Annotated in this window: 17 protein-coding genes; 9 read left to right on the top strand and 8 right to left on the bottom strand. The window is 71.6% G+C overall.

Going from position 1 to position 21,533, the window contains the following annotated elements; translation table 11 throughout:
* Nucleotides 1-223: 223 nt before the first annotated feature.
* The 5 genes from IF04_RS0103310 to IF04_RS0103290 are packed head-to-tail and all read right to left on the bottom strand — an operon-like array spanning nt 224 to nt 5,923.
* Complete coding sequence (locus IF04_RS0103310) at nt 224-1,534, bottom strand: DUF58 domain-containing protein (RefSeq protein ID WP_030250494.1); 1,311 nt, start codon at nt 1,532-1,534, stop codon at nt 224-226.
* 8 nt (nt 1,535-1,542) lie between these two features.
* Complete coding sequence (locus tag IF04_RS0103305; RefSeq protein ID WP_030250490.1) at nt 1,543-2,508, bottom strand: AAA family ATPase; 966 nt, start codon at nt 2,506-2,508, stop codon at nt 1,543-1,545.
* On the bottom strand, nt 2,489-3,736 hold the full coding sequence (locus IF04_RS0103300) for a DUF4350 domain-containing protein (RefSeq protein WP_030250487.1): 1,248 nt from the start codon (nt 3,734-3,736) through the stop codon (nt 2,489-2,491). The genes IF04_RS0103305 and IF04_RS0103300 overlap by 20 nt, the downstream gene beginning before the upstream one ends.
* A complete protein-coding gene (locus IF04_RS0103295) occupies nt 3,733-4,401 on the bottom strand; it encodes a DUF4129 domain-containing protein (protein WP_037957999.1) in 669 nt (222 codons plus the stop codon). Before IF04_RS0103295 ends, IF04_RS0103300 begins: the two co-directional genes overlap by 4 nt.
* A 28-nt stretch (nt 4,402-4,429) precedes the next feature.
* Nucleotides 4,430-5,923 carry a DUF7847 domain-containing protein gene (locus tag IF04_RS0103290; protein ID WP_030250481.1) on the bottom strand — a complete coding sequence of 498 codons (1,494 nt, stop codon included), beginning with the start codon at nt 5,921-5,923 and terminating at the stop codon, nt 4,430-4,432.
* 251 nt (nt 5,924-6,174) lie between these two features.
* Here IF04_RS0103290 and mtnA point away from each other — a divergent pair, with 251 nt between their 5' ends.
* The 7 genes from mtnA (at nt 6,175) to IF04_RS0103255 (ending at nt 14,924) form a co-directional block, all read left to right on the top strand.
* Nucleotides 6,175-7,347 (top strand): S-methyl-5-thioribose-1-phosphate isomerase, encoded by a 1,173-nt coding sequence (mtnA, locus tag IF04_RS0103285; protein ID WP_030250478.1) that lies wholly within the window; start codon nt 6,175-6,177, stop codon nt 7,345-7,347.
* The gene (gene mtrA / locus IF04_RS0103280) at nt 7,344-8,021 is read left to right on the top strand and encodes a two-component system response regulator MtrA (RefSeq protein ID WP_030250475.1); all 678 of its coding nucleotides are present in this window, start codon (nt 7,344-7,346) and stop codon (nt 8,019-8,021) included. The genes mtnA and mtrA overlap by 4 nt, the downstream gene beginning before the upstream one ends.
* Before the next feature lie 64 nt (nt 8,022-8,085).
* Nucleotides 8,086-10,173: an MtrAB system histidine kinase MtrB gene (mtrB, locus tag IF04_RS0103275; protein WP_106975516.1), complete on the top strand. Its 2,088-nt coding sequence runs from the start codon at nt 8,086-8,088 to the stop codon at nt 10,171-10,173.
* Between the two features lie 82 nt (nt 10,174-10,255).
* Nucleotides 10,256-12,028, top strand: a complete 1,773-nt coding sequence (locus IF04_RS0103270; protein ID WP_078599790.1) for an LpqB family beta-propeller domain-containing protein — start codon at nt 10,256-10,258, stop codon at nt 12,026-12,028.
* Nucleotides 12,029-12,200: 172 nt separating this feature from the next.
* Nucleotides 12,201-12,920 carry a ComF family protein gene (locus IF04_RS0103265; protein WP_078599745.1) on the top strand — a complete coding sequence of 240 codons (720 nt, stop codon included), beginning with the start codon at nt 12,201-12,203 and terminating at the stop codon, nt 12,918-12,920.
* A 319-nt stretch (nt 12,921-13,239) separates the two neighbouring features.
* On the top strand, nt 13,240-13,935 hold the full coding sequence (gene hpf / locus IF04_RS0103260; RefSeq protein WP_030250463.1) for a ribosome hibernation-promoting factor, HPF/YfiA family: 696 nt from the start codon (nt 13,240-13,242) through the stop codon (nt 13,933-13,935).
* A gap of 233 nt (nt 13,936-14,168) precedes the next feature.
* Nucleotides 14,169-14,924 carry a response regulator gene (locus IF04_RS0103255; RefSeq protein ID WP_030250460.1) on the top strand — a complete coding sequence of 252 codons (756 nt, stop codon included), beginning with the start codon at nt 14,169-14,171 and terminating at the stop codon, nt 14,922-14,924.
* A gap of 52 nt (nt 14,925-14,976) precedes the next feature.
* On the opposite strand, the gene IF04_RS0103250 is transcribed toward IF04_RS0103255, so the two are convergent.
* A complete protein-coding gene (locus tag IF04_RS0103250) occupies nt 14,977-16,209 on the bottom strand; it encodes a winged helix-turn-helix domain-containing protein (RefSeq protein ID WP_030250456.1) in 1,233 nt (410 codons plus the stop codon).
* 46 nt (nt 16,210-16,255) lie between these two features.
* Nucleotides 16,256-16,894, bottom strand: a complete 639-nt coding sequence (locus IF04_RS0103245) for a GNAT family N-acetyltransferase (protein WP_037957996.1) — start codon at nt 16,892-16,894, stop codon at nt 16,256-16,258.
* 352 nt (nt 16,895-17,246) lie between these two features.
* Between IF04_RS0103245 and secA the strand changes: the two genes are divergently transcribed.
* Entirely contained in the window at nt 17,247-20,078 is a 2,832-nt protein-coding gene (secA, locus tag IF04_RS0103240; protein WP_030250450.1) for a preprotein translocase subunit SecA, read from the top strand.
* 86 nt (nt 20,079-20,164) lie between these two features.
* Here the strand turns inward: secA and IF04_RS37065 are convergent, their stop codons facing one another.
* Entirely contained in the window at nt 20,165-20,638 is a 474-nt protein-coding gene (locus IF04_RS37065; RefSeq protein WP_037957993.1) for an Rv3235 family protein, read from the bottom strand.
* Between the two features lie 347 nt (nt 20,639-20,985).
* On the opposite strand from IF04_RS37065, the gene IF04_RS0103230 reads away from it, so the two are divergent.
* Nucleotides 20,986-21,492: a DUF6912 family protein gene (locus IF04_RS0103230; RefSeq protein ID WP_030250445.1), complete on the top strand. Its 507-nt coding sequence runs from the start codon at nt 20,986-20,988 to the stop codon at nt 21,490-21,492.
* The last annotated feature ends 41 nt before the right edge of the window (nt 21,493-21,533 follow it).

Genomic DNA, 21,533 nt, shown 5'->3' with positions numbered 1-21,533 from the left:
AAGCCTTTCAGCGCCGATGGTACTGCAGGGGGGACCCTGTGGGAGAGTAGGACGCCGCCGAACAATCATTGTGGGAAAGCCCCGCACCGTATGGTGCGGAGCTTTTCTGCGTTTACGGCCCGGCGTTTAGGGTCTCGCCCATGCCAAGGGCACCAGTACGGCAGTACGGCGCCAGTGGCGTCGCCCTTCACTGCCCTCTTGGCCGATCCGCTGAGCCGCCCGCTCAGAGCCTTCCGGAAGCCTTGAGAGCCAGGTAGGCATCGGCCAGTTCCGGAGCCAGGAGGGGCGGCGTGGCGTCAACGACGGTGACACCGTGGGCGCGGAGACGGTCGGCGGTGCGTTGCCGTTCGGCGCGGGTGCGCTCCGCGGCAGCTGCGGCATAGACATCGGCCGGGGTGTGGCGGCCGGCGGCCATGGCCTCGATGCGTGGGTCGGCCACCGCGGCCACGATGATCTCGTTTTTCTGCGTGAGCCCGGGGAGGACGGGGAGCAGCCCCTCCTCGACCGGTGCGGCATCGAGGCCGGTGAACAGCACGATGAGGGAGCGGCGCGGCGCGCTGCGGCGGATCGCCGCGGCCAGGCCCCGGGCGTCGGCTTCGACGAGCTCCGGTTCGAGTGGGGTCAGCGCGTCGGTGAGTGCGGGGAGGAGGTCGCGCGCGGTACGGCCGTGCACGGAGGCGCGTACGCGGCGGTCGTAGGCGAGCAGATCGACGCGGTCGCCGGCGCGCGAGGCCAGCGCTGCGAGAAGCAGGGCCGCGTCCATCGAGGCGTCGAGGCGGGGAACGTCCCCGACGCGGCCGGCCGACGTACGGCCGGTTTCCAGGGCGAGGAGGATGTGGCGGTCGCGCTCCGGGCGCCAGGTGCGTACGGCGACGGTCTGCTGGCGAGCGGTGGCGCGCCAGTCGATGGAGCGGGTGTCGTCTCCGGGGGTGTAGTCGCGGAGGCTGTCGAACTCGGTGCCTTCGCCGCGGGTCAGGATGCTGGTCCGGCCGTCGAGCTCGCGCAGGCGGGCGAGCTTGGCGGGGAGGTGCTTGCGGCTGGTGAACGGGGGCAGCGCGCGGATGGCCCAAGGGACGTGGTGGCTGCCCTGGCGGGCGGCCAGGCCGAGGGGCCCGTACGAGCGGACGGTGATGCGGACGGCGCGGTGCTCGCCGCGGCGGGTGGGGCGCAGGTTCGTGGTGACGCGGCGGCGCTCGGACGCGGGGATGCGGAGGCGGTGCCGGGATTCGTCGAGCTCGGTGCCGGGGTGGAAGGCGCTGGGCGGCCAGGCGTCGCGGAGGTCGGCACGCAAGGGTCGCCCGGTGGGATTGGTGATGGTGAGGTGCGTGGGGACAGCGTCACCGAGTCGAACTGATGTGTCCCCGGTACGGGTGAACTGCAGCTTTCGCACTGGCGTGGCGAGTGAAAGGTCGCACAGAATTGCTGCAAGCAAGGTGAGTTGGACGGTGAGGATGCCGGTCCAGCCGGGGAGAAGGAGCCCGACGAGGAGGGCGCTGATCGCCGCGAGGAGTGCGGTGCGTCCGGTGAGGGCCATGGCGCGGCTCAGCGGGGGACGGGGAGGTGGGCGAGGACCGCGGAGATGACGGAGTCGGCCGTGACTCCTTCCATCTCCGCCTCGGGGCGGAGCTGGACGCGGTGGCGCAGGGTGGGCAGGGCCAGGGCCTTGACGTCGTCGGGGGTGACGTAGTCGCGGCCGGTCAGCCAGGCCCAGGCGCGGGCCGTGGACAGCAGTGCAGTGGCACCTCGGGGGGAAACGCCGAGGGAGAGCGAGGGGGATTCACGCGTGGCACGGCAGATATCGACGATGTAGGCGGCGATGTCGGGGGACACCGCGGTCTTGGCTACGGCGGTCCGGGCGGCCTCGAGGTCGGCGGCGCCGGCGACGGGGCGTAGCCCAGCGGAGGCGAGATCGCGGGGGCTGAAGCCCTCGGCATGCCGGGTGAGGATGCCGATCTCGTCCTGGCGGGCGGGCAGCGGGACCGTCAGCTTGAGCAGGAAGCGGTCGAGCTGGGCCTCGGGCAGCGGATAGGTGCCCTCGTACTCCACCGGGTTCTGGGTGGCGGCGACCAGGAACGGCTCGGGGAGGGGCCGGGGCGTTCCGTCCACGGTCACCTGGCGCTCCTCCATGGCTTCGAGGAGGGATGCCTGTGTCTTGGGCGGAGTCCGGTTGATCTCGTCGGCGAGCAGGATGTTGGTGAAGACGGGGCCCGGCTGGAACGAGAACTCGGCGGTGCGCGCGTCGTAGATGAGTGAGCCGGTGACGTCGCTCGGCATCAGGTCAGGGGTGAACTGGACGCGCTTCGTACCCAGGTCGAGTGCTGCCGCGAGAGAGCGGACGAGCAGGGTCTTGGCGACGCCGGGTACGCCTTCGAGCAGGACGTGGCCTCGGCAGAGCAGCGCGACGACCAGGCCGGTGACTGCGGGGTCCTGGCCGACGACTGCCTTGGCGATCTCGGTGCGCAGGGCCTCGAGGGAAGCGCGGGCGCGGTCAGCTGTCGGGGTGCTCACGAGGTGCGTGCCTCTCTTGGAGAAGGATCGAGCGTTCGAGGTCGTCGAGTTGGTCGGCCAGCTGGACCAGGGCCTTGTCGTCGTCGGGCGCGGGGCCGAAGAGCAGGGCGTGCAGGGTCGTACCGGATTCGCCGCGCGCGGTGAGGCGGGCGGTGACGGCCGGGACGAGGACGTCCGCAGTGTGCACATCGGAGGGAGGCACACCGACGAGGGGAGCCAGCCGGGTGCGGGTGGCGGAGCGCAGGACGGCGGCGGCCTGGTCGCGGGCGTCGGCCTGCTGGTAGAGGCGGGCGCGGCCCTCGGTCGTCTCGGCTGCGGGCACGGTGACGGGCAGCCGTTCGGGGACGAGGGGGCCGAGCCGGCGGGCTCGCCAGAGGGCGGTGAGTACGGCGGCGATGGCCAGCTGCAGCAGTCCCCAGCGCCAGCCGGAGGGGATGAGGTCGAGGAAGGAGCGCTCGCCGTTCTGGGCGGTCGCGGGATCACTGACGGAGGGGAGGTACCAGACCAGATGACGGTGCGAACCGAGGAGTTGCAGGGCGAGCGAGGCGTTGCCCCGTTCGGCAAGGCCGTGGTTGTGGAGCAGTCCGGGGGCGCCGAGCAGCACGGTGTCGCCGGCAGCCGGACCGGTGCCGCCCGCCGCGTTGTCCGGGAGGCGGAGCAGGGTGGGCAGGCCGTCGGCGAGGTAGCAGCGGTCGGCATTGGGCGCGGAGGTGCGGTAGCGGACCCCGCCGAGGTCGGCGTCGCCGGCGCGGCGGGCTGCGGGCAGGGTGCAGTCCGGCGCGCGCACGGTGGTGTCGGCGGGGTCCGCGGCCCGGGTGCCGGGGGCCAGTGCGTCGAGCGCCGCTTGGTCGGGGGCGAGGAGGACGGTGCGGCCGGCGGCGCGTTCGGTGGCCGCACGCAGGGCGCCGAGCTGTCGGTCGGTCAGCAGGTTCGGGTCGGTGATCAGCAGGGTGGTGTCAGGGCCTGCCGCGGCGGCGGCTTCGCCGGTGCTGGTCACGACGCGGGTGCTGACGCCCCGTTCGGACAGCAGGGTGGCGAGGGCGCGGCTGCCGGTGTGGTCGGCGGAGCGTGGGTCGAGACGGCCGTGCTGTTCGCCGGACTTCAGTGCGGCGATGGTGATGCCGCCCAGGGCGAGGATGAGGAGCGCGATCAGCAGGCCTCGGGAGCGCGCCCAGATCCTGGCGGCGGTGGGCGACACGGAGGTGGAGTACGCGGTCGGAGCGGTCATCCGGCGGCCCCGGGACGGGCGGTGGTGAGGTCGGGCTTCGCCTGGCTCAGGTCGGTGTCCAGGGCGCTGAGCAGGGCGTACTCCTCGGCGGTGCCGGGGCGGCGGCCGTATGTGATGCCGTCGAAGGTCCGGGCGGCGGCGCGCAGTCGGTCGGCGTGGGCCGGGAAGGCGCGGCCGGCCTCGGTGGCCGCCTCGTCGGCGGTGCGTCCCGGTGCCGGTGTGAGCAGCGCGCGTTCCTCCAGGGCCAGGACGAGTGCACGCATCCGTTCCTGGGCGGCGGGCGTCCACTCGCTGCGGGCGGCGTGCGCTTCCGCGGCCGTACGGTGCTCGGCGGCGGTGCGGGGCCGGTCGGGGAAGAGCGCGGCGGTGGTGGTGGGCGTGCGGCGCAGTGCGCCGAGCCGCAGCCGGAGGGCGACGATCAGCAGCAGTAACACGAGGGCGACGACGAGAAGTCCGACCCAGCCGCCGGGAGCGACTCCGGCGGCCGCGCTGAAGAGGTCGTCGATGCGCTCCCAGAGCCAATTGAGGGCGCGCTGGAGCGGGTTGGGGTCGTACTCGTGGTACCGCGGCTTGGACAGTTCGCGTTCCGCCGCCTCGCGGGCAGGGCCGCGCGGGATCTGTACGGGCACGTCGTCGCCGGTGCCCGCGAGGTGTTGCGCGAGCACGGCGACTCTCCCCCCGGCCGGCACCGCATCAGCTCCCGGGTGTGGCGCCGGGGGCGGGGGCCTCGTCGGTGCCGTAGCCGGGGAGCCCGGCCGCGCGCGCCAGTTCGAGGTCGAGGGCCTCGCGCCGGATCCGCTGGTCCATGTACAGCAGCGCGGTGACGCCGGCGCTGATCGGGAAGGTGACGGTCGAGCTGATCACGGCGCCGATGCCGACCACGATCAGGAAGGTCCAGCTGGTGGTGGCATTGCCGGTCATCCAGCTCGTGGCGCCCTCCCCGCCGAGCAGGAAGGCGATTACGGTGGCCGGGATCTGGACGACGAACTCCACGATCATCACGATCAGTACGGTGAGCAGCTGGATGCCCAGCACGCGCCACCAGGCGCCGCGTACGAGCTTGGCGGAGCGGCGCATGGACGTGATGACGCCCTGCTTCTCGAGCATCAGAGCCGGGGCGGCGAGGCAGTAGCGGATCCACAGCCAGACACCGGCGACCAGGCCGGCGAGCCCGCCGAGCAGCGCGAGCGCCACACCGGCCGGTGCCGAACCGAGCACGGCGACGAGGATGCCGGGCACCAGGCCGACGGTGATGACGGCCGCGATGAGGAGCGGGAGCAGGATGAGCAGGCCGAAGAGGCGGGGGAGTTGGCGGCGCGAGTCACGCCATGCCTCACCGGCGGAGACCGAGCGGCCCAGGACGGCACGGCTGACGACGATGGTGATCAGCGCGGTGACGATCACCGTGCCGAGCATGGCGATGAACCAGGTGATGCCGCTGGCGGCGAGCTGGCCGCCGGCCTGACGCATGACCTCGTCGACGTCCGCGCTCGGGTCGGTCCCGAGGGTCATGTTGTCGGCGCCCCGGAACCACACGCCCGTCACGACCGTGGCGACGGTCTGTGTGATCACCGCGACGATGAGCGAGATGCCCATCATGGTGTGCCAGTGCGCTCGCATCGTGGCCACGGCGCCGTCGAGGATCTCGTTGACGCCGAGCGGACGCAGCGGGATGACGCCGGGCTTGGCCGCCGGAGGCGGCGGGGACCATGCGCCGCCCCAACCGGGCCTGCTGCCGCCCCAATTACCGCCAGGGCCGCCGGGCTGCCCGCCCCAGCCGGGCCCACCGCCGGGAGGGCCGGCCGGCGGGTTCCAGCCGGGGCCGCCGCCGTCGGGGCCGCTGCCCGGCGCACCTCCGGTCGGCGCTCCGGTCGGTGCTACGCCGCTCGGCGCGGACCACTGACCGGCCGGCGGCTGCTCCTTGGCCCACTGGGCGGAGGGCGGCTGACCCGCCGTCTGCTCCGATGCGGGCGAGGGCTGCTGATCGGCGGTCTGCTGAGGTGTGGGCGTCGGCTGCTGATCAGCCGTTCCCTGCTCGGTTGCCGGGGCGTCCGTGCCCGCCGGCTGCGTGTCCGTGGGCTGGGTGTCGGTGGGCTGCTCGGGCGGGGTGGGCTGCTCCTGGGGGCCGCGGTCCGGCTCGTCGGAGGGGGAGGATCCGGGCGAGGCCCAGCCCGGAGAGTTGTTCATCGTCACTCCTTCACACTGCCCGTCCGCGGCGGCGGTCGGGTTCCGGGGTCCGCGGTGCCAGTCATCGTGCCATGGCAGGTCCGGTTTCGTACCGGCCCCCTTGTCAGGAAGCGATGTTCCGGTACCGGCCGGAGCTGTTCTGGTTGTCCCGGCGGCTGTCCCGGTCCCGAGCGCTGTCCGGGTCCGGAAGTCTGTCCGGGTCCCGAGGGGGGACCTTATGTTCGGCCCGTCGCTGACGGCAGACTGGGCGGATGGCCGATCCGTACGGAGTACGTCAGGCGGGCGCCGCGGCACCCGCAGTCCCTGCGCTGCGCTGGGAGGAGATGCCCGAAGGGCCGGTGGTGGTCCTGCTGGACCAGACACGATTGCCCATGGAAGAAACCGAGTTGGTGTGCACGGACGTACCGGCTCTGGTCGAGGCGATCCGGACGCTGGCGGTGCGGGGTGCTCCGCTGCTGGGGATCGCCGGGGCGTACGGCGTCGCGCTGGCGGCCGCCCGCGGGTTCGACGTGGCTGATGCCGCGGAGAGCCTGGCGTATGCCCGGCCGACTGCCGTCAACCTCGTGTACGGCGTGCGGCGCGCGGTGGTGGCGTACGACGCGGCGCTGGTCGCGGGGCAGTCGCCCGAGGAGGCCGCGGGGGCCGCGCTGGCAGAGGCCAGGGCGGTACACGCCGAGGATGCGCGGGCCAGCACGCGGATGGCGGAGCACGGGCTGGCGCTGCTCGGTGAGCTGCTGCCGGGCGGCGGTCACCGCATCCTCACGCACTGCAACACGGGAGCGCTGGTCTCCGGGGGCGAGGGCACCGCCTTCGCGGTGGCGCTGGCGGCGCACCGTGAGGGAGAGCTGCGACGCCTGTGGGTGGACGAGACCCGGCCGCTGCTGCAGGGTGCGCGGCTGACCGCGTACGAAGCGGCGCGGGCGGGCATGGCGTACACAGTGCTGCCCGACGGGGCGGCGGGGTCGCTCTTCGCGGCGGGCGAGGTGGATGCCGTACTGATCGGCGCGGACCGGATCGCGGCGGACGGCGCGGTCGCCAACAAGGTGGGCAGCTATCCGCTGGCCGTGCTGGCGCGCTATCACCACGTGCCGTTCGTGGTGGTCGCCCCCACGACAACGCTGGATCCGGAGACCGAGGAGGGTGCGTTGATCGAGGTGGAGCAGCGGGCCGGGCACGAAGTGACCGAAATCTCCCTGCCGCATGTACTCGCCGCGGGGACGGACGCGGGCGTCGGGGTTCCGGTGGCGCCGCTGGGCGCGCAGGCTTACAACCCGGCCTTCGACGTCACCCCGGCGGAGCTGGTGACCGCGATCGTGACCGAGGCCGGTGTGGTCTCCCCGGTCACTCGTGACAGCCTGGCGGAAGTGTGTTCCACGTCACGATTCGCTAAGTCACGATCAGGTAATGGGATGATGGCCGAATGAAGGGACGCGTCCTGGTCGTCGACGACGACACCGCACTGGCAGAGATGCTCGGCATCGTGCTGCGCGGCGAAGGCTTTGAACCGTCGTTCGTGTCGGACGGCGACAAGGCGCTCGCCGCGTTCCGCGAGGCCAAGCCCGACCTTGTACTGCTCGACCTCATGCTGCCCGGACGGGACGGCATCGAGGTGTGCCGGCTGATCCGGGCGGAGTCCGGGGTGCCGATCGTGATGCTCACGGCCAAGAGCGACACCGTTGATGTGGTGGTCGGTCTGGAGTCGGGTGCGGACGATTACATCGTCAAGCCGTTCAAGCCCAAGGAGCTGGTGGCACGGATCCGGGCGCGGCTGCGCCGGTCCGAGGAGCCCGCGCCGGAGCAGCTGGCCATCGGTGACCTGGTCATCGACGTGGCGGGGCACTCCGTGAAGCGGGACGGGCAGTCGATAGCGCTGACGCCGCTGGAGTTCGACCTGCTGGTCGCGCTGGCGCGCAAGCCGTGGCAGGTCTTCACCCGCGAGGTGCTGCTGGAGCAGGTCTGGGGGTACCGCCATGCCGCGGACACCCGGCTGGTCAACGTCCACGTGCAGCGGCTGCGCTCGAAGGTCGAGAAGGACCCGGAGCGGCCGGAGATCGTGGTGACGGTGCGTGGCGTCGGTTACAAGGCCGGGCCCAGCTGACATGACCCGGGACGGTTCGGCTCCGGAGGGGACGCGGGGGCGGGCCGCTGACGCGGCGGATGACATGTCCTTCTTCGAGCGCTTCGTGCGAGGCGGGCAGCAGCTGCTGCCCGACGGGGCGGCCAGCGGGCCGGTCCACCCCATGCTGCGCCTCATCGGCCGCTGGGTGCGCCGGCCGCTGCTGCCCGCCATGCGTCTGTGGCGGCGCAACATCCAACTGCGGGTCGTCGCGACGACCCTGCTGATGTCGCTGGGTGTGGTGCTGCTGCTCGGCCTCGTGGTCATCGGGCAGGTGCGCAACGGCCTGCTGGACGCCAAGCGGCAGGCCGCGCAGAGCCAGGCCGCCGGCGGCTTCGCCGTGGCGCAGCAGATGGCCGACGGCGCCGGTGACATCCGCGGGGACGACACTCAGCGCCCCGGTAACCGCGGCGCGCAGGACTCCGCGACCTGGCTCACCAGCCTGGTCGAGCAGCTCGCCAGCGGCGGCCAGGGCGTGTTCTCGGTGGTCGCGCTGAGCTCGGACTCGGCTGTCGAGCAGCCGTTCGTGGACGACAGCCCCGGCATCCGCGGTCCGCGTGCTTCGGGTGACGTGGACCCGGAGCGGAGCGTGCCGGCGGAGATGCGCCGGAAGCTGGACAAGAAGGCGGGTACGTACCGCGAGTACACCCAGATCAAGCGGGTCGGGTCGGACGAGGGCGAGCCCGCGCTGGTCATCGGCAAGCGGCTGGACGACGTCAACAGCAATCCGTACCAGCTCTACTACCTGTTCTCCTTCAGCCAGGAAGAGAAGTCGCTCAGCCTCGTGAAGGGCACCCTCGCCACGGCCGGGGTCTTCGTCGTGGTGCTGCTCGGCGCGATCGCGTGGCTGGTGGTGCGGCAGGTCGTCACCCCCGTACGGATGGCGGCGGGGATCTCCGAGCGGCTGGCCGCCGGCCTGCTGCAGGAGCGAATGAAGGTCACCGGCGAGGACGACATCGCCCGGCTCGGTGAATCGTTCAACAAGATGGCGCAGAACCTGCAGAGCAAGATCCAGCAGCTGGAGGCGCTCTCCCGGATGCAGCGCCGCTTCGTGTCCGATGTGTCGCACGAGCTGCGGACGCCGCTGACGACCGTACGGATGGCCGCCGACCTCATCCACGACGCGCGCGAGGACTTCGATCCGGCGACCGCGCGCTCGGCCGAGCTGCTGCGCGGGCAGCTGGACCGGTTCGAGTCGCTGCTGGCGGACCTGCTGGAGATCAGCCGGTTCGACGCGGGGGCGGCCGCGCTGGAAGCCGAGCCGATAGACCTGCGGGACGTCGTTCACCGGGTCATCGAGGGCGCCGAGCCGCTGGCCGAAGCCAAGGGCAGCCGCATCGTCGTGCGCGGCGCCGAGTACCCGGTGGTCGCCGAGGCGGACGCCCGGCGTGTGGAGCGGGTGCTGCGCAACCTGGTGGTCAACGCGGTCGAGCACGGCGAGGGCCGGGACGTCGTCGTACGTCTGGCCTCCGCGGGCGGCCGGAGCGGCGGCGCGGTGGCCATCGCGGTACGCGACTACGGTGTCGGGCTGCGGCCCGGCGAGGCGACGCGGGTCTTCAACCGGTTCTGGCGTGCCGACCCGGCCCGGGCCCGCACGACCGGCGGCACGGGCCTCGGCCTGTCGATCGCGGTCGAGGACGCCCGGCTGCACGGCGGCTGGCTGCAGGCGTGGGGCGAGCCGGGCGGCGGTTCCCAGTTCCGGCTGACGCTGCCGCGTACGGCGGGCGAGGCGCTGCGCGGCTCGCCGATCCCCCTGGAGCCGGAGGACTCGCGGCGCAACCGTGCCCGTAGCCGCGCGGCCGGGCACCGCGCCATCGAGGCACGCAAGCCCGTGCTCACGGTCCCGGCCCAGTCCGGGAACGGCGCTACAGAGGCCGCGCCGCACCCGGGTACGAACGGTGCGGCAGGCAACAACGGAGAGGCGTCGCACGAAGGCCCCGCGCACAACGGGGCGGGGCACAGCGGCACCGTGCACAGTGGCACCGTGTACGGCGGTGCTGCGCACAACGGGGCGGGGTCGAACGGGGCGGCGCCCAAGGAGACGCCGGCCGGTGACAGCACGGACGCGCATACCCGTACGGGTGAAGCCCGGGACGGCGAGGGACGGGAGGACGAGCTTCGTGATCGGCGCTGATCGCGGTCGCGGGCGCGGCCGCGCCGGAAGGCGACCCGGGGGCCGTCGTCTCCGTACCGTCGCGGTGCTCGCCACCGGGGCGATGCTGCTGGCCGGGTGCGCGTCGATGCCCGACGACGGTGAATCGCTGCCGGTCGACCAGGCGTCCCGCGCGGACGCCGACTCGCAGGTGCGGGTCTACGGCGTGCCGCCGCAGGACGGGGCGCAGCCGACCGACATCGTGCGCGGCTTCCTCGACGCGCTGACCAGCGACGAGGCCAACCTCCGTACGGCCAAGCAGTATCTGGCGGCGCCCGCCCGTAAGACCTGGCAGCCGTTTGCGACCACCAAGGTCCTCCAGGAGCGCCCCAAGGCCACCCCGGAGGGCAGCCCGGCCAACCGCGAAGACGCCAAGGGCTACACCGTCACGCTCGAGGGCACGCAGGTCGCCACGGTGGACCGCAAGCACGCCTACACGCCCCAGGAGAGGGCGTACCAGGAGACGATGCACCTGGCCCGGGAGAACGGGCAGTGGCGCATCGACCGGCTGCCGAACGGGCTGGTGCTGGGGCTGCCGGACTTCCAGCGCATCTATCAGCCTGTCAACAAGTACTACTTCGCGTCCTACAAGTCCGAGGCGGGGGAGGCGAGGGCGGGCAAGGACGTGCTCGTCGCCGACCCCGTGTATCTCCGGCAGCGGATAGATCCCGTCACGGCCAGCGTGAACGCGCTGCTGCAGGGGCCGACCAACTGGCTGCAACAGGTGGCGGTTTCCGCCTTCCCGAAGGACACGCACGTCACGCGGCCCACGCTGACACTGGACGACTCCAACGCGTTGCGGGTACGGCTCAGCAAGGAGGCGACCGGCGCGGACGGCAACCAGTGCAGCCGGATGGCCGCCCAGGTGCTCTTCACGGTGCAGGGCATGGCGCGCGCTTCGAAGGTCAGCGAGGTGGAGCTCCAGAAGGACAGCGGCGACTCGCTGTGCAAACTGAAGCAGGAAGAGGCGGCGGACCGTTTCGGCCAGCAGGCCCGGGTACGGCACACCGCGCTGGAGTACTACGTCGACGGTGACCACCGGGTGGTCAGCATGACCGACACCGCGACCGACGCGACCCCGGTGCCGGGACCGCTCGGTACGGGGAAGATCGCGCTGCGCTCGGTGGGCGTGGCCCATGGCGAGGAAACCGCCGCCGGCGTCTCGCTGAACGGCCGCGCGCTATACGTCGCCGCCCTGGACGAGATGTCCAAGCGGGCCGAAGTACGGCTGCGCAGCAAGGCGAAGAACGAGACGGACGGGCTGACCGCGCCGAGCTGGGACGGCCTGGGCGATCTGTGGGTCGCGGACCGGGACGACGACGGGTCGCGGCTGCTGCGGCTGCGGTCGGGCAAGGGCGAGCCGCAGGAAGTTGAGGTTGCCGGGCTCGGCAAGCGGCGCATCAAGGCCATCAGGGTGGCGTCCGACGGCATCCGGATCGCGATGCTCATCGAGGACAAGGGCCGCACGACCCTGCAGCTGGGCCGGGTGGAACGCGGCGGTACGGCGATGAACCCCAAGCTGTCCGTACAGGCGCTGCGCCCGATCGCGCCGCAGCTGGAGGACGTCGTGGCCGCTTCCTGGGCGGGCGACAGCCGGCTGGTCGTGGTCGGCCGGGAGTCCGGTGGGGTGCAGCAGATGCAGTTCATGGAGACGGACGGTTCGGCGTCCAACACACAGACGCTGCCCGGTGTGAACGGCGTCGAGGCGGTGGCGGCCTCGGAGGACGAGAGCCGGCCGCTGATCGCGGACGCGGACGAGGGCATCGTCCGGCTGCCGGTCGACGCGAACTGGAAGACGGTGGCGACACGCGGCACGGGGCCGGTCTACCCGGGCTGAGCGGGGGCGCCGGGGTGCCGGGACGAGCCGGGGGGCGATCACCCGGCCCGTCTGTACCCACCAAAGCGCATTTCCGCAGGTCAAGCGGCCTATTTCCACGCTGCCGCAGGCCGCATCGCCGAAGTTATCCACAGGGGTGGTGGGCGGGCGGCGGGGGCGGGACAGTGGAGGCATGCGGGGGTTGTGGCGGGAATTCGCCGGGCTGGTGCTGCCGGTCGGCTGCGCGGGGTGCGGTCGGCCGCGGACGGAGCTGTGCGAGGAATGCAGGCGGTCGCTGTGCGCCGGGGGCGGGCAGGCGGCCGGGAGGCGGCGTGGGCCGCGGCGGGTGCGGCCGAGCCCGGCGCCGCCGGGCCTGCCGAGGGTGTACGCAGCGGCCGCGTACGCCGACGAGGTACGGGCAGTGCTGCTCGCGCACAAGGAGCGCGGCGCGCTGGCGCTGGCAGTGCCGCTGGGCGGGGCGCTGGCGGGCGCTGTGCGGGGTCTGCGGGCCGGGCCGGGGCCGTTGCTGCTGATACCTGTGCCGTCCGCCAGGAGGGCCGTGGCCGGGCGGGGGCACGACCCGGTGCGCAGGATCGCGCTGGCGGCGGCGCGGGAGCTGCGGCGCGGCGGGACCGGAGCACGGGTGCTGGCGGCGCTGCGGCAGCGGCGGGCGGTGATCGATCAGGCGGGGCTCGGCGCGAGGCAGCGGCAGCTGAATCTCGCCGGTGCGCTGGAGCTCGCCGGTGCCGGCCGGCTGCTGCGCGGCGGACGGGTGGTGCTGGTGGACGACTTGATGACGACCGGAGCGTCGCTGGCCGAGGCGTCGCGGGCGGTCAGAGCGGCAGGAGGGAGGGTGGCGGGAGCGGCTGTCGTGGCGGCCTCGCCCGGTGCTTTCGAAATCAACTGGAACTGACCGAGAAAATTCATCGTTGCAGGTACCGAGGGCAAAAAATCACCCAAACGGAGCTGACCCCCGTGAGGGGGTGCCGACAACCCCCCAAGCGAGCTATGTTCGGTTGTGAGGACTTGGCAGACGTTTTGCCTCGTATGCCGGATAGGTGCGATTCGCAGTGCCGGCAGAGATGCTGAAAACGGCTGGAGTGGAGTCCTGGTGCGTGGGGGAGAAGGAGGTGAAAGTCGCCAAGTCCGAGGCTTCGGCAATCACCGGGGCCTGGTGCAAGAAGGAATTGCTCCGCCCATCTGAGCGGAGCGATCCGGGAACGGAGTTCTGCGTGGACATCGTCGTCAAGGGCCGCAAGACCGAGGTGCCCGAGCGGTTCCGCAAGCACGTGGCCGAGAAGCTGAAGCTGGACAAGGTCCAGAAGCTCGACGGCAAGGTGATCAGCCTGGACGTCGAGGTGTCCAAGGAGCCCAACCCGCGACAGGCCGACCGTTCCGATCGGGTGGAGATCACTCTCCGCTCCCGTGGCCCGGTGGTCCGGGCCGAGGCGGCTGCCGCAGACCCGTACGCCGCGCTGGATCTGGCCACGGCCAAGCTCGAGGCGCGACTCCGTAAGCAGCACGACAAGCGACACTCACGGCGCGGTAGCGGACGCATCCCGGCGAGCGACGTGGCCGTCAGCGTTCCGGACGCGGCGCGGCTCAACACCAACGGCGAACTGGCCGGCGAGGAAGCGGCCGCCGAGGAGAAGGTGCCGACCACCCGGATCGGGTCGCTGGAGGTCCAGGGCGAAGGACCCCTGGTCGTCCGCGAGAAGACCCACTCCGCGGCGCCCATGGCCCTCGACCAGGCGCTTTACGAGATGGAGTTGGTCGGACACGACTTCTATCTCTTCGTCGACGCCGACACCAAGCAGCCCAGCGTGGTCTACCGGAGGCACGCATACGACTACGGCGTCATCCGTCTGAACTCCGATCCGTTCGCGGACGGAACGCCCACCGACGCCGGCGGGGCGCTCGGCGGCTGACGCCACTCCCGAGGTGCCCCCGGCGCACGCCGGGGGCGCCATTGTGGCCGCTGTGAGCAGGAGTTGAGACCGTATAGTGTCTGTGCGGCCAGGGTGTTCAGGCACAAAGCGGCGACATGCCGGGGAGACGATGTGTGTATGGCGCTGATCGGGCTGGCCGTAGCGGGCTGTTGTCAACCAGCCTTATGAGGAAGCTCAGGCCCTCCGGGCCGAGTAGTTGACGGGGAGGAACGATGGGGGACAGCTTCGGGCCCGTGCGCGACGAAGCGGACGAAGACGGCGTCGGCACGGCCGACGAGGTCGGCTCGGACGCGGCAGCGTCCCGCAAGGAGCCGATCAGAGTCCTGGTGGTGGACGACCATGCGCTCTTCCGGCGGGGCCTGGAGATCGTGCTGGCCCAGGAAGAGGACATCCAGGTCGTCGGCGAGGCCGGGGACGGCGCGGAGGCCGTGGACAAGGCCGCGGATCTGCTGCCGGACATCGTGCTGATGGACGTCCGGATGCCCCGGCGGGGCGGTATCGAGGCGTGCACCTCCATCAAGGAAGTGGCCCCCAGCGCGAAGATCATCATGCTGACGATCAGCGACGAGGAGGCCGACCTCTACGACGCGATCAAGGCGGGGGCCACGGGGTATCTCCTCAAGGAGATCTCCACCGACGAGGTGGCCACGGCCATTCGCGCGGTCGCGGACGGGCAGTCGCAGATCAGCCCCTCCATGGCGTCCAAGCTCCTCACGGAGTTCAAGTCGATGATCCAGCGGACGGACGAGCGGCGGCTCGTTCCGGCGCCGCGGCTCACGGACCGCGAGCTGGAAGTGCTGAAGCTCGTGGCCACGGGAATGAACAACCGCGACATCGCCAAGGAACTGTTCATCTCCGAGAACACCGTGAAGAACCACGTCCGCAACATCCTGGAGAAGCTGCAGCTGCACTCCCGGATGGAGGCGGTCGTGTACGCGATGCGCGAGAAGATCCTGGAGATCCGCTAGCCGGGCGAGCACCGGCTAGCGGATGTCAGCGGGCAGGTCTCCCGTACACGCCTCACGTGAGCTGGGACAGCTCCGCCGTGAGTGCGGCGAGCAGGGACGGGTCGTCGCAGCGGTCGATGCGCACGGTGTCGCAGTCGACCCAGGCGGCGGCCTCGACCAGGGCCTGGGCCATGGGGCGTACGGCCTTGGGGCCCCGCATCGATACCTGCCGGGCGACCAGTGCCGTGCCCTCGCGGGCCGGGTCGACCCGGCCCATCAGCTTGCCGCCGGCGAGCAGGGGCATGGCGAAGTAACCGTGTATCCGCTGGGGCCTGGGGACGTACGCCTCCAGTCGGTGCGTGAAGTCGAAGATCCGCTCCGTGCGCGGGCGGTCCCAGATCAGTGAGTCGAACGGCGAGAGCAGCGTGGTGCGGTGCCTGCCGCGCGGCGGCTCGGCCAGCGCGGCCGGGTCGGCCCAGGCGGGCTTGCCCCACCCCTCGACCTCGACCGGCACCAACCCCGTGTCCTCGATGACCGCGCTGACCTGCTCGCCCTTGAGGCGGTGGTAGTCCGCCAGGTCCGCCCGGGTGGCCACGCCCATGGCGGCGCCGGCCTGCGCGACCAGGCGGCGGACGCATTCGGTGTCGTCCAGGTCGTCGTGCAGCAGGTCGTCGGGGACGGCGCGCTCGGCGAGGTCGTACACCCGCTTCCAGCCACGGCGCTCCGTACAGACCACCTCGCCCGTGTCGAGCAGCCACTCCACCGCGATCTTCGTCTCGGACCAGTCCCACCATTCGCCGCCGTTCCGCCCGCCGCCCAGCTGGGTCGTCGTGAGCGGGCCGTCGGCCTTGAGGCGGTCCAGGACAGCGGCGCAGGAGCGTTCGGAGTCCTGCATGATGTGCCAGCGGTGGCCGCGCGCCCGCATGGCCCGGCGCCGGAACGCGAAGTGCGGCCACTCCTCGATCGGCAGGATGCAGGCGGCGTGCGACCAGTACTCGAAGCTGTGCGGCTCGTACGGGGAATCGGGCGCCGGGGCGGTGCCGTTCGCGTCCGCGCGCGGGGTCCAGTACGCCGACTCCACGGCCGGGCGGCCGACCGGGCCGAGGCGGGCGTACGGAATGAGCTCGTGGGAGCGGGCCAGCACGGAGATCGTGTCGAGCTGGACGGCACCGAGCCGGCGGAGCACGCCGCGCACGCCCGCGCGGCGGTCGGGCGCGCCCAGGAACCCTTGGGCACGCAGCGCGAGGCGGCGCGCTTCATCGGCGGACAGGCTGGTCACGGGCTGCGCTGCGGGCACGGCTGTCATGCGGATCAGCGTAGGTCCGGGCACTGACAACGGTCCGGAAAATCGATCAACCGTTCCCCGCGGGCCGCTGTGCAGCGGCTCGTCCCTCGTACGGCAGGTACGGCGTCTCCGAAGGGAGGCCCAGGTCGGAGGGGAGGAGGGAGGCGGCCCAGGCGTCGCGGCGGGTGCCCCCGTGCAGGATCTTCGCGCGGAGCGTGCCCTCCATGCGGAAACCGGCCTTCAGGGCGACCGCCCGGGACGCCTCGTTGCCGGCCTCCGCGTACCACTCCATGCGCTCCACCCCGAGGTCGGTGAACGCCCAGCGCACGATGGCGCGGGCCGCCTCGGCGGTGTACCCGCGGCCGCGGTGCTCCTTGACGGACCAGTAGCCGAGCTCGGCCTGCCGTTCGGGCGGGGCGAGCTGGGTCATCCGTACCAGACCCGCCGAGCCCACCAGCGTGCCGTCACCCGCCGGACGGCCGTCCTCCCTGAGCGTCACGGCGAACGTGTACGTGGTGTCCTCGCGCCAGCCCCGGTCGGTATGGGGGCCGACGAAGTCCTCCGCATGCGCGCGCGTGTACGGAGAGGGGACCGTCGTCCAGCGCGGGATGTCGGGGTCCTGGCAGGCGGCGTGCACGGCCGCGGCGTCGGCCGGGCGGAAGGGGCGCAGGACGAGCCGTTCGGTGGTGAGGGTGACGGGTTCCATGGCAGCAGTGTGCTTATTGGCCGCGGCGGGGGCGAAGGAATTACGCTGCGCCACGGGCGCGCCCGGTCCCGCTTTCGCGTCGCCTGAGCAGGAACATGTTCCGGCCATGCGGCGGCACCTTCCGCGGGCCTCGCGCGTTGTCGTAGCGAGAGGACGAGGAGAGGTGACCGACAGTGTCCTAGCGAGCCGTGGAAAGTTGTGGAGAAGGGACAGGGGCCTTCGGGCGACGGACCTCCCTGCGTAGCGGGGTCCTCCCTTACGATGGCCGTTGCGGCGGGGCCTGCCCCTTGGAAAAATGCCGCGCCCGCGCACCGACCGTGCACAGGCCCGACCGGCGAGGAGACCAGCCCAAGTGTCCGTCTTGACGAAGATCATGCGTGCAGGCGAAGGCAAGATCCTGCGCAAACTGCACCGCATCGCGGGCCAGGTCAACTCCATCGAAGAAGACTTCGTCAAACTCTCCGACGCCGAGCTGCGGGCCCTCACCGACGAGTACAAGGAGCGGTTCGCCGACGGCGAGAGCCTGGACGACCTGCTCCCCGAGGCGTTCGCGACCGTCCGTGAGGCCGCCAAGCGCGTGCTCGGCCAGCGCCACTACGACGTCCAGCTCATGGGCGGCGCCGCGCTGCACCTCGGGTACGTCGCCGAGATGAAGACCGGTGAGGGCAAGACCCTGGTCGGCACCCTGCCCGCGTATCTGAACGCGCTGTCCGGCAAGGGCGTCCACCTGATCACGGTCAACGACTACCTGGCCGAGCGCGACTCCGAGATGATGGGCCGGGTCCACAAGTTCCTGGGCCTCTCGGTCGGTTGCATCCTGGCGAACATGACGCCGGCGCAGCGCCGCGAGCAGTACGGCTGCGACATCACCTACGGCACGAACAACGAGTTCGGCTTCGACTACCTCCGCGACAACATGGCGTGGTCGAAGGACGAGTTGGTCCAGCGCGGCCACAACTTCGCGATCGTCGACGAGGTCGACTCCATCCTGGTCGACGAGGCCCGTACGCCGCTGATCATCTCCGGCCCGGCGGACTCCGCGACGAAGTGGTACGGCGACTTCGCCAAGCTGGTCAAGCGCCTGAAGAAGGGCGAGGCCGCCAATCCGCAGCGCGGCATCGAGGAGACCGGCGACTACGACGTCGACGAGAAGAAGCGCACGGTCGGCATCCACGAGTCCGGTGTCAGCAAGGTCGAGGACTGGCTGGGCATCGACAACCTCTACGAGTCGGTCAACACCCCGCTCGTCGGTTATCTGAACAACGCCATCAAGGCGAAGGAACTGTTCAAGAAGGACAAGGACTACGTCGTCATCGACGGCGAGGTCATGATCGTCGACGAGCACACCGGCCGTATCCTCGCCGGCCGCCGCTACAACGAGGGCATGCACCAGGCGATCGAGGCGAAGGAAGGGGTGGAGATCAAGGACGAGAACCAGACCCTCGCCACGATCACCCTCCAGAACTTCTTCCGCCTCTACGACAAGCTCTCCGGCATGACCGGTACGGCCATGACCGAGGCGGCCGAGTTCCACCAGATCTACAAGCTCGGCGTCGTCCCCATCCCGACGAACAAGCCGATGATCCGCAAGGACCAGGCGGACCTGATCTACCGCACCGAGGTCGCCAAGTTCGCCGCGGTCGTCGACGACATCGCCGAGAAGCACGCGCAGGGCCAGCCCATCCTGGTCGGCACGACCTCCGTCGAGAAGTCCGAGTACCTCTCGCAGGAGCTCAACAAGCGCGGCGTGCGGCACGAGGTGCTCAACGCCAAGCAGCACGACCGGGAGGCGTCGATCGTCGCCCAGGCCGGCCGCAAGGGCTCCGTCACGGTCGCGACGAACATGGCCGGACGTGGTACGGACATCAAGCTCGGCGGCAATCCGGACGACCTGGCCGAGACCGAGCTGCGCGGCATGGGCCTGGACCCGGTGGAGCATGTGGAGGAGTGGGCGGCCGCGCTGCCCGCCGCCCTGGAGAAGGCCGAGGCCGCGGTCAAGGCGGAGTTCGAGGAGGTCAAGGAGCTCGGCGGGCTCTACGTCCTCGGCACCGAGCGGCACGAGTCGCGCCGTATCGACAACCAGCTGCGCGGTCGTTCCGGCCGGCAGGGCGACCCCGGCGAGTCCCGGTTCTACCTCTCGCTCGGCGACGACCTGATGCGGCTCTTCAAGGCCCAGATGGTCGAGCGCGTGATGGCCATGGCCAACGTCCCCGACGACGTGCCGATCGAGAACAAGATGGTGACGCGCGCCATCGCCTCCGCGCAGTCCCAGGTCGAGCAGCAGAACTTCGAGACGCGGAAGAACGTCCTGAAGTACGACGAGGTGCTCAACCGGCAGCGCGAGGTCATCTACGGCGAGCGCCGCCGCGTCCTGGAGGGCGAGGACCTCCAGGAGCAGATCAAGCACTTCATGGACGACACCATCGACGCCTACATCCAGGCGGAGACGGTCGAGGGCTTCGCCGAGGAGTGGGACCTGGACCGGCTGTGGGGCGCGTTCAAGCAGCTCTACCCGGTCAAGGTGACCGTGGAGGAGCTGGAGGACGAGGTCGGCGACCGCGCCGGGATCACCGCCGAGTTCATCGCCGAGGCGATCAAGGACGACATCCACGAGCAGTACGCGGCCCGCGAGGAGCAGCTCGGCTCGGACATCATGCGCGAGCTGGAGCGCCGCGTGGTGCTGTCGGTCCTGGACCGCAAGTGGCGCGAGCACCTCTACGAGATGGACTACCTCCAGGAGGGCATCGGCCTGCGGGCGATGGCCCAGAAGGACCCGCTGGTGGAGTACCAGCGAGAGGGCTTCGACATGTTCACCGCCATGATGGAGGGCATCAAGGAGGAGTCCGTCGGCTACCTGTTCAACCTGGAGGTCCAGGTCGAGCAGCAGGTCGAGGAGGTCCCGGTCCAGGAGGCGGCGGAAGAGGCCCCGGCGGTCCAGGACGCGGTGCCGGCGCAGGCGGGGGCCGGCGGCCGGCCGGAGATCCACGCCAAGGGCCTGGACGCGCCGCAGCGCCCGGACCGGCTGCACTTCTCCGCGCCGACGGTGGACGGCGAGGGCGGGGTCGTCGAGGGCGACTTCACCAACGACGCCGTGCCGAGCGGTCAGACCCGCTCGGAGTCCGACGGCCTGACGCGTGCTGAGCGCCGGAAGGCCCAGAAGGGCGGGCGGCGCCGCAAGAAGTGACATGCCGATGCCGGTGAAGCCGGCGAGGTGAGACGGGCCGGGGTGCCGCAGCGGAAGGCTGCGCCCCCGGCCCTTCGTATGCCGCTTCACACCGTCCGGCTCCACACCGACACCGACGGGCCGATGTCCAGGGCGGCGCAGCGCCAGCGGGCGTCGCGGCCGCGTTCGAGGCGGAAGGCGAGGGCCCGTACGCGGTCCCCGGCGGTGATCCGGGCGAATGCCTCGATGACGCCGCTGCGTGGGCAGTACACGCCGCAGTCGCGGACCTCGGGGTCGGGGCCGCGGTGGTGGCGCCCGGTGGGGCGCAGCGGGGCCTGCGGGGCGAGTTCCACAAGGCGGTCGTAGGCGGCGGGCAGCGCGTGGCCCAGCAGCGCGTGCACGGGGCGCCGACCGCTCAGGGTGAGCACCAGCTGGTCGGCGAACCAGCGGTGCGGCTGCCGTGCGGCGGCGCGGCGGCGGGCGGCGGCCTGGGAGAGTGCGGCCTGTGAGAGTGCGGTCTGCGGGAGGCGCGGTGCGGTGCGCGGGCCGCCGGGGCGGCGGCTGTCGCGGCGGGTGGTCATGGGCCTGGACGTGCGCGTGGATGGACGCGTGGATGTGCTCATGGTGGAGATCCCCCGTTCTGCCGGACCCATTGGATACCGGGCAGTAGCTCCTGTGGTGGAGCTCTTCTACCGAGTGGCCGGACGCGCGGCAAGGCGGTGGGGGAACGGGCCGGGGGCTCCGGAAGATTCACCCATCAGGGTGACGGGCGGTGTGCGGGAAGGGCAGGATCAGGCCAGAGGGGTGTCCGGCGGGCAGCCCGGGAGGCCCGTACCGGCAGCACGATGGGGGACCCCCGCCCGTATGCTGGCTGCCTGCGCCCCAACCGAGCCAGTACCCAGCAGTCCGAACGAAAGCGGCGGCCACCATGCGTGTCTACGTCCCCCTGACGCTCCCCGGTCTCGCAGAGGCGTACAAGGCGGGCGAGCTGGGTTCCGGCCCGCTGGACGCCTTCGCCGTCACGCCCGCGCTGCGCGAGTGGTACGTCTCCGACGACATCGAGGAGCTGGAGTACGCCGCGCTGAACCGTGCCGCGCAGGCGTCGCTGCGGCTGCTGGCCACCGACCCGCAGGCCCCCCGGAAGCGTGTCGTGGTGGCCGTCGACGTGGCCGACGGCGAGGCGTCCGTGGACCCCGACCGGGGGCTGGACAAGTCGGGGCTGGGCGTCGTGCGGGTGGCCGGGCCGGTGCCGATGAAGAAGGCGGCGGCGGTGCACGTCGACTCCGGTGACGCGGAGGCGGACGTCACGGCAGCGGCGGCGGCGCTGGGCGCGGCGGACCAGGGGGACGACGACGCGCAGTTCACGGTGGACGGGGCCGAGGACCACGAGCTGATGTGGTTCGGCGTCCAGGAGATCCCGAACCTGATCGGCTGAGGCCGGACCGCCGCCCCGTAAGGCCCCCGGAAGTCCTCTCA

The organism is Streptomyces violens, assembly GCF_000717745.1.
Classification (GTDB): Bacteria; Actinomycetota; Actinomycetes; order Streptomycetales; family Streptomycetaceae; genus Streptomyces; species Streptomyces violens.
Note: the sequence above shows the minus strand (reverse complement) of the source record. Positions and strands in the feature narration are given on the sequence as shown.

Excerpts from the sequence above, each read along its gene's own strand:
- mtrA (WP_030250475.1), top strand. The coding sequence starts at position 7,344 with ATGAAGGGACGCGTCCTGGTCGTCGACGACGACACCGCACTGGCAGAG.
- IF04_RS0103290 (WP_030250481.1), bottom strand. The coding sequence starts at position 5,923 with ATGAACAACTCTCCGGGCTGGGCCTCGCCCGGATCCTCCCCCTCCGAC.
- mtnA (WP_030250478.1), top strand. The coding sequence starts at position 6,175 with ATGGCCGATCCGTACGGAGTACGTCAGGCGGGCGCCGCGGCACCCGCA.
- mtrB (WP_106975516.1), top strand. The coding sequence starts at position 8,086 with ATGTCCTTCTTCGAGCGCTTCGTGCGAGGCGGGCAGCAGCTGCTGCCC.
- IF04_RS0103310 (WP_030250494.1), bottom strand. The coding sequence starts at position 1,534 with ATGGCCCTCACCGGACGCACCGCACTCCTCGCGGCGATCAGCGCCCTC.
- IF04_RS0103270 (WP_078599790.1), top strand. The coding sequence starts at position 10,256 with ATGCTGCTGGCCGGGTGCGCGTCGATGCCCGACGACGGTGAATCGCTG.
- IF04_RS0103250 (WP_030250456.1), bottom strand. The coding sequence starts at position 16,209 with ATGACAGCCGTGCCCGCAGCGCAGCCCGTGACCAGCCTGTCCGCCGAT.
- IF04_RS0103255 (WP_030250460.1), top strand. The coding sequence starts at position 14,169 with ATGGGGGACAGCTTCGGGCCCGTGCGCGACGAAGCGGACGAAGACGGC.
- IF04_RS0103230 (WP_030250445.1), top strand. The coding sequence starts at position 20,986 with ATGCGTGTCTACGTCCCCCTGACGCTCCCCGGTCTCGCAGAGGCGTAC.
- IF04_RS0103245 (WP_037957996.1), bottom strand. The coding sequence starts at position 16,894 with ATGGAACCCGTCACCCTCACCACCGAACGGCTCGTCCTGCGCCCCTTC.
- IF04_RS0103265 (WP_078599745.1), top strand. The coding sequence starts at position 12,201 with ATGCGGGGGTTGTGGCGGGAATTCGCCGGGCTGGTGCTGCCGGTCGGC.
- IF04_RS0103300 (WP_030250487.1), bottom strand. The coding sequence starts at position 3,736 with ATGACCGCTCCGACCGCGTACTCCACCTCCGTGTCGCCCACCGCCGCC.
- IF04_RS37065 (WP_037957993.1), bottom strand. The coding sequence starts at position 20,638 with ATGACCACCCGCCGCGACAGCCGCCGCCCCGGCGGCCCGCGCACCGCA.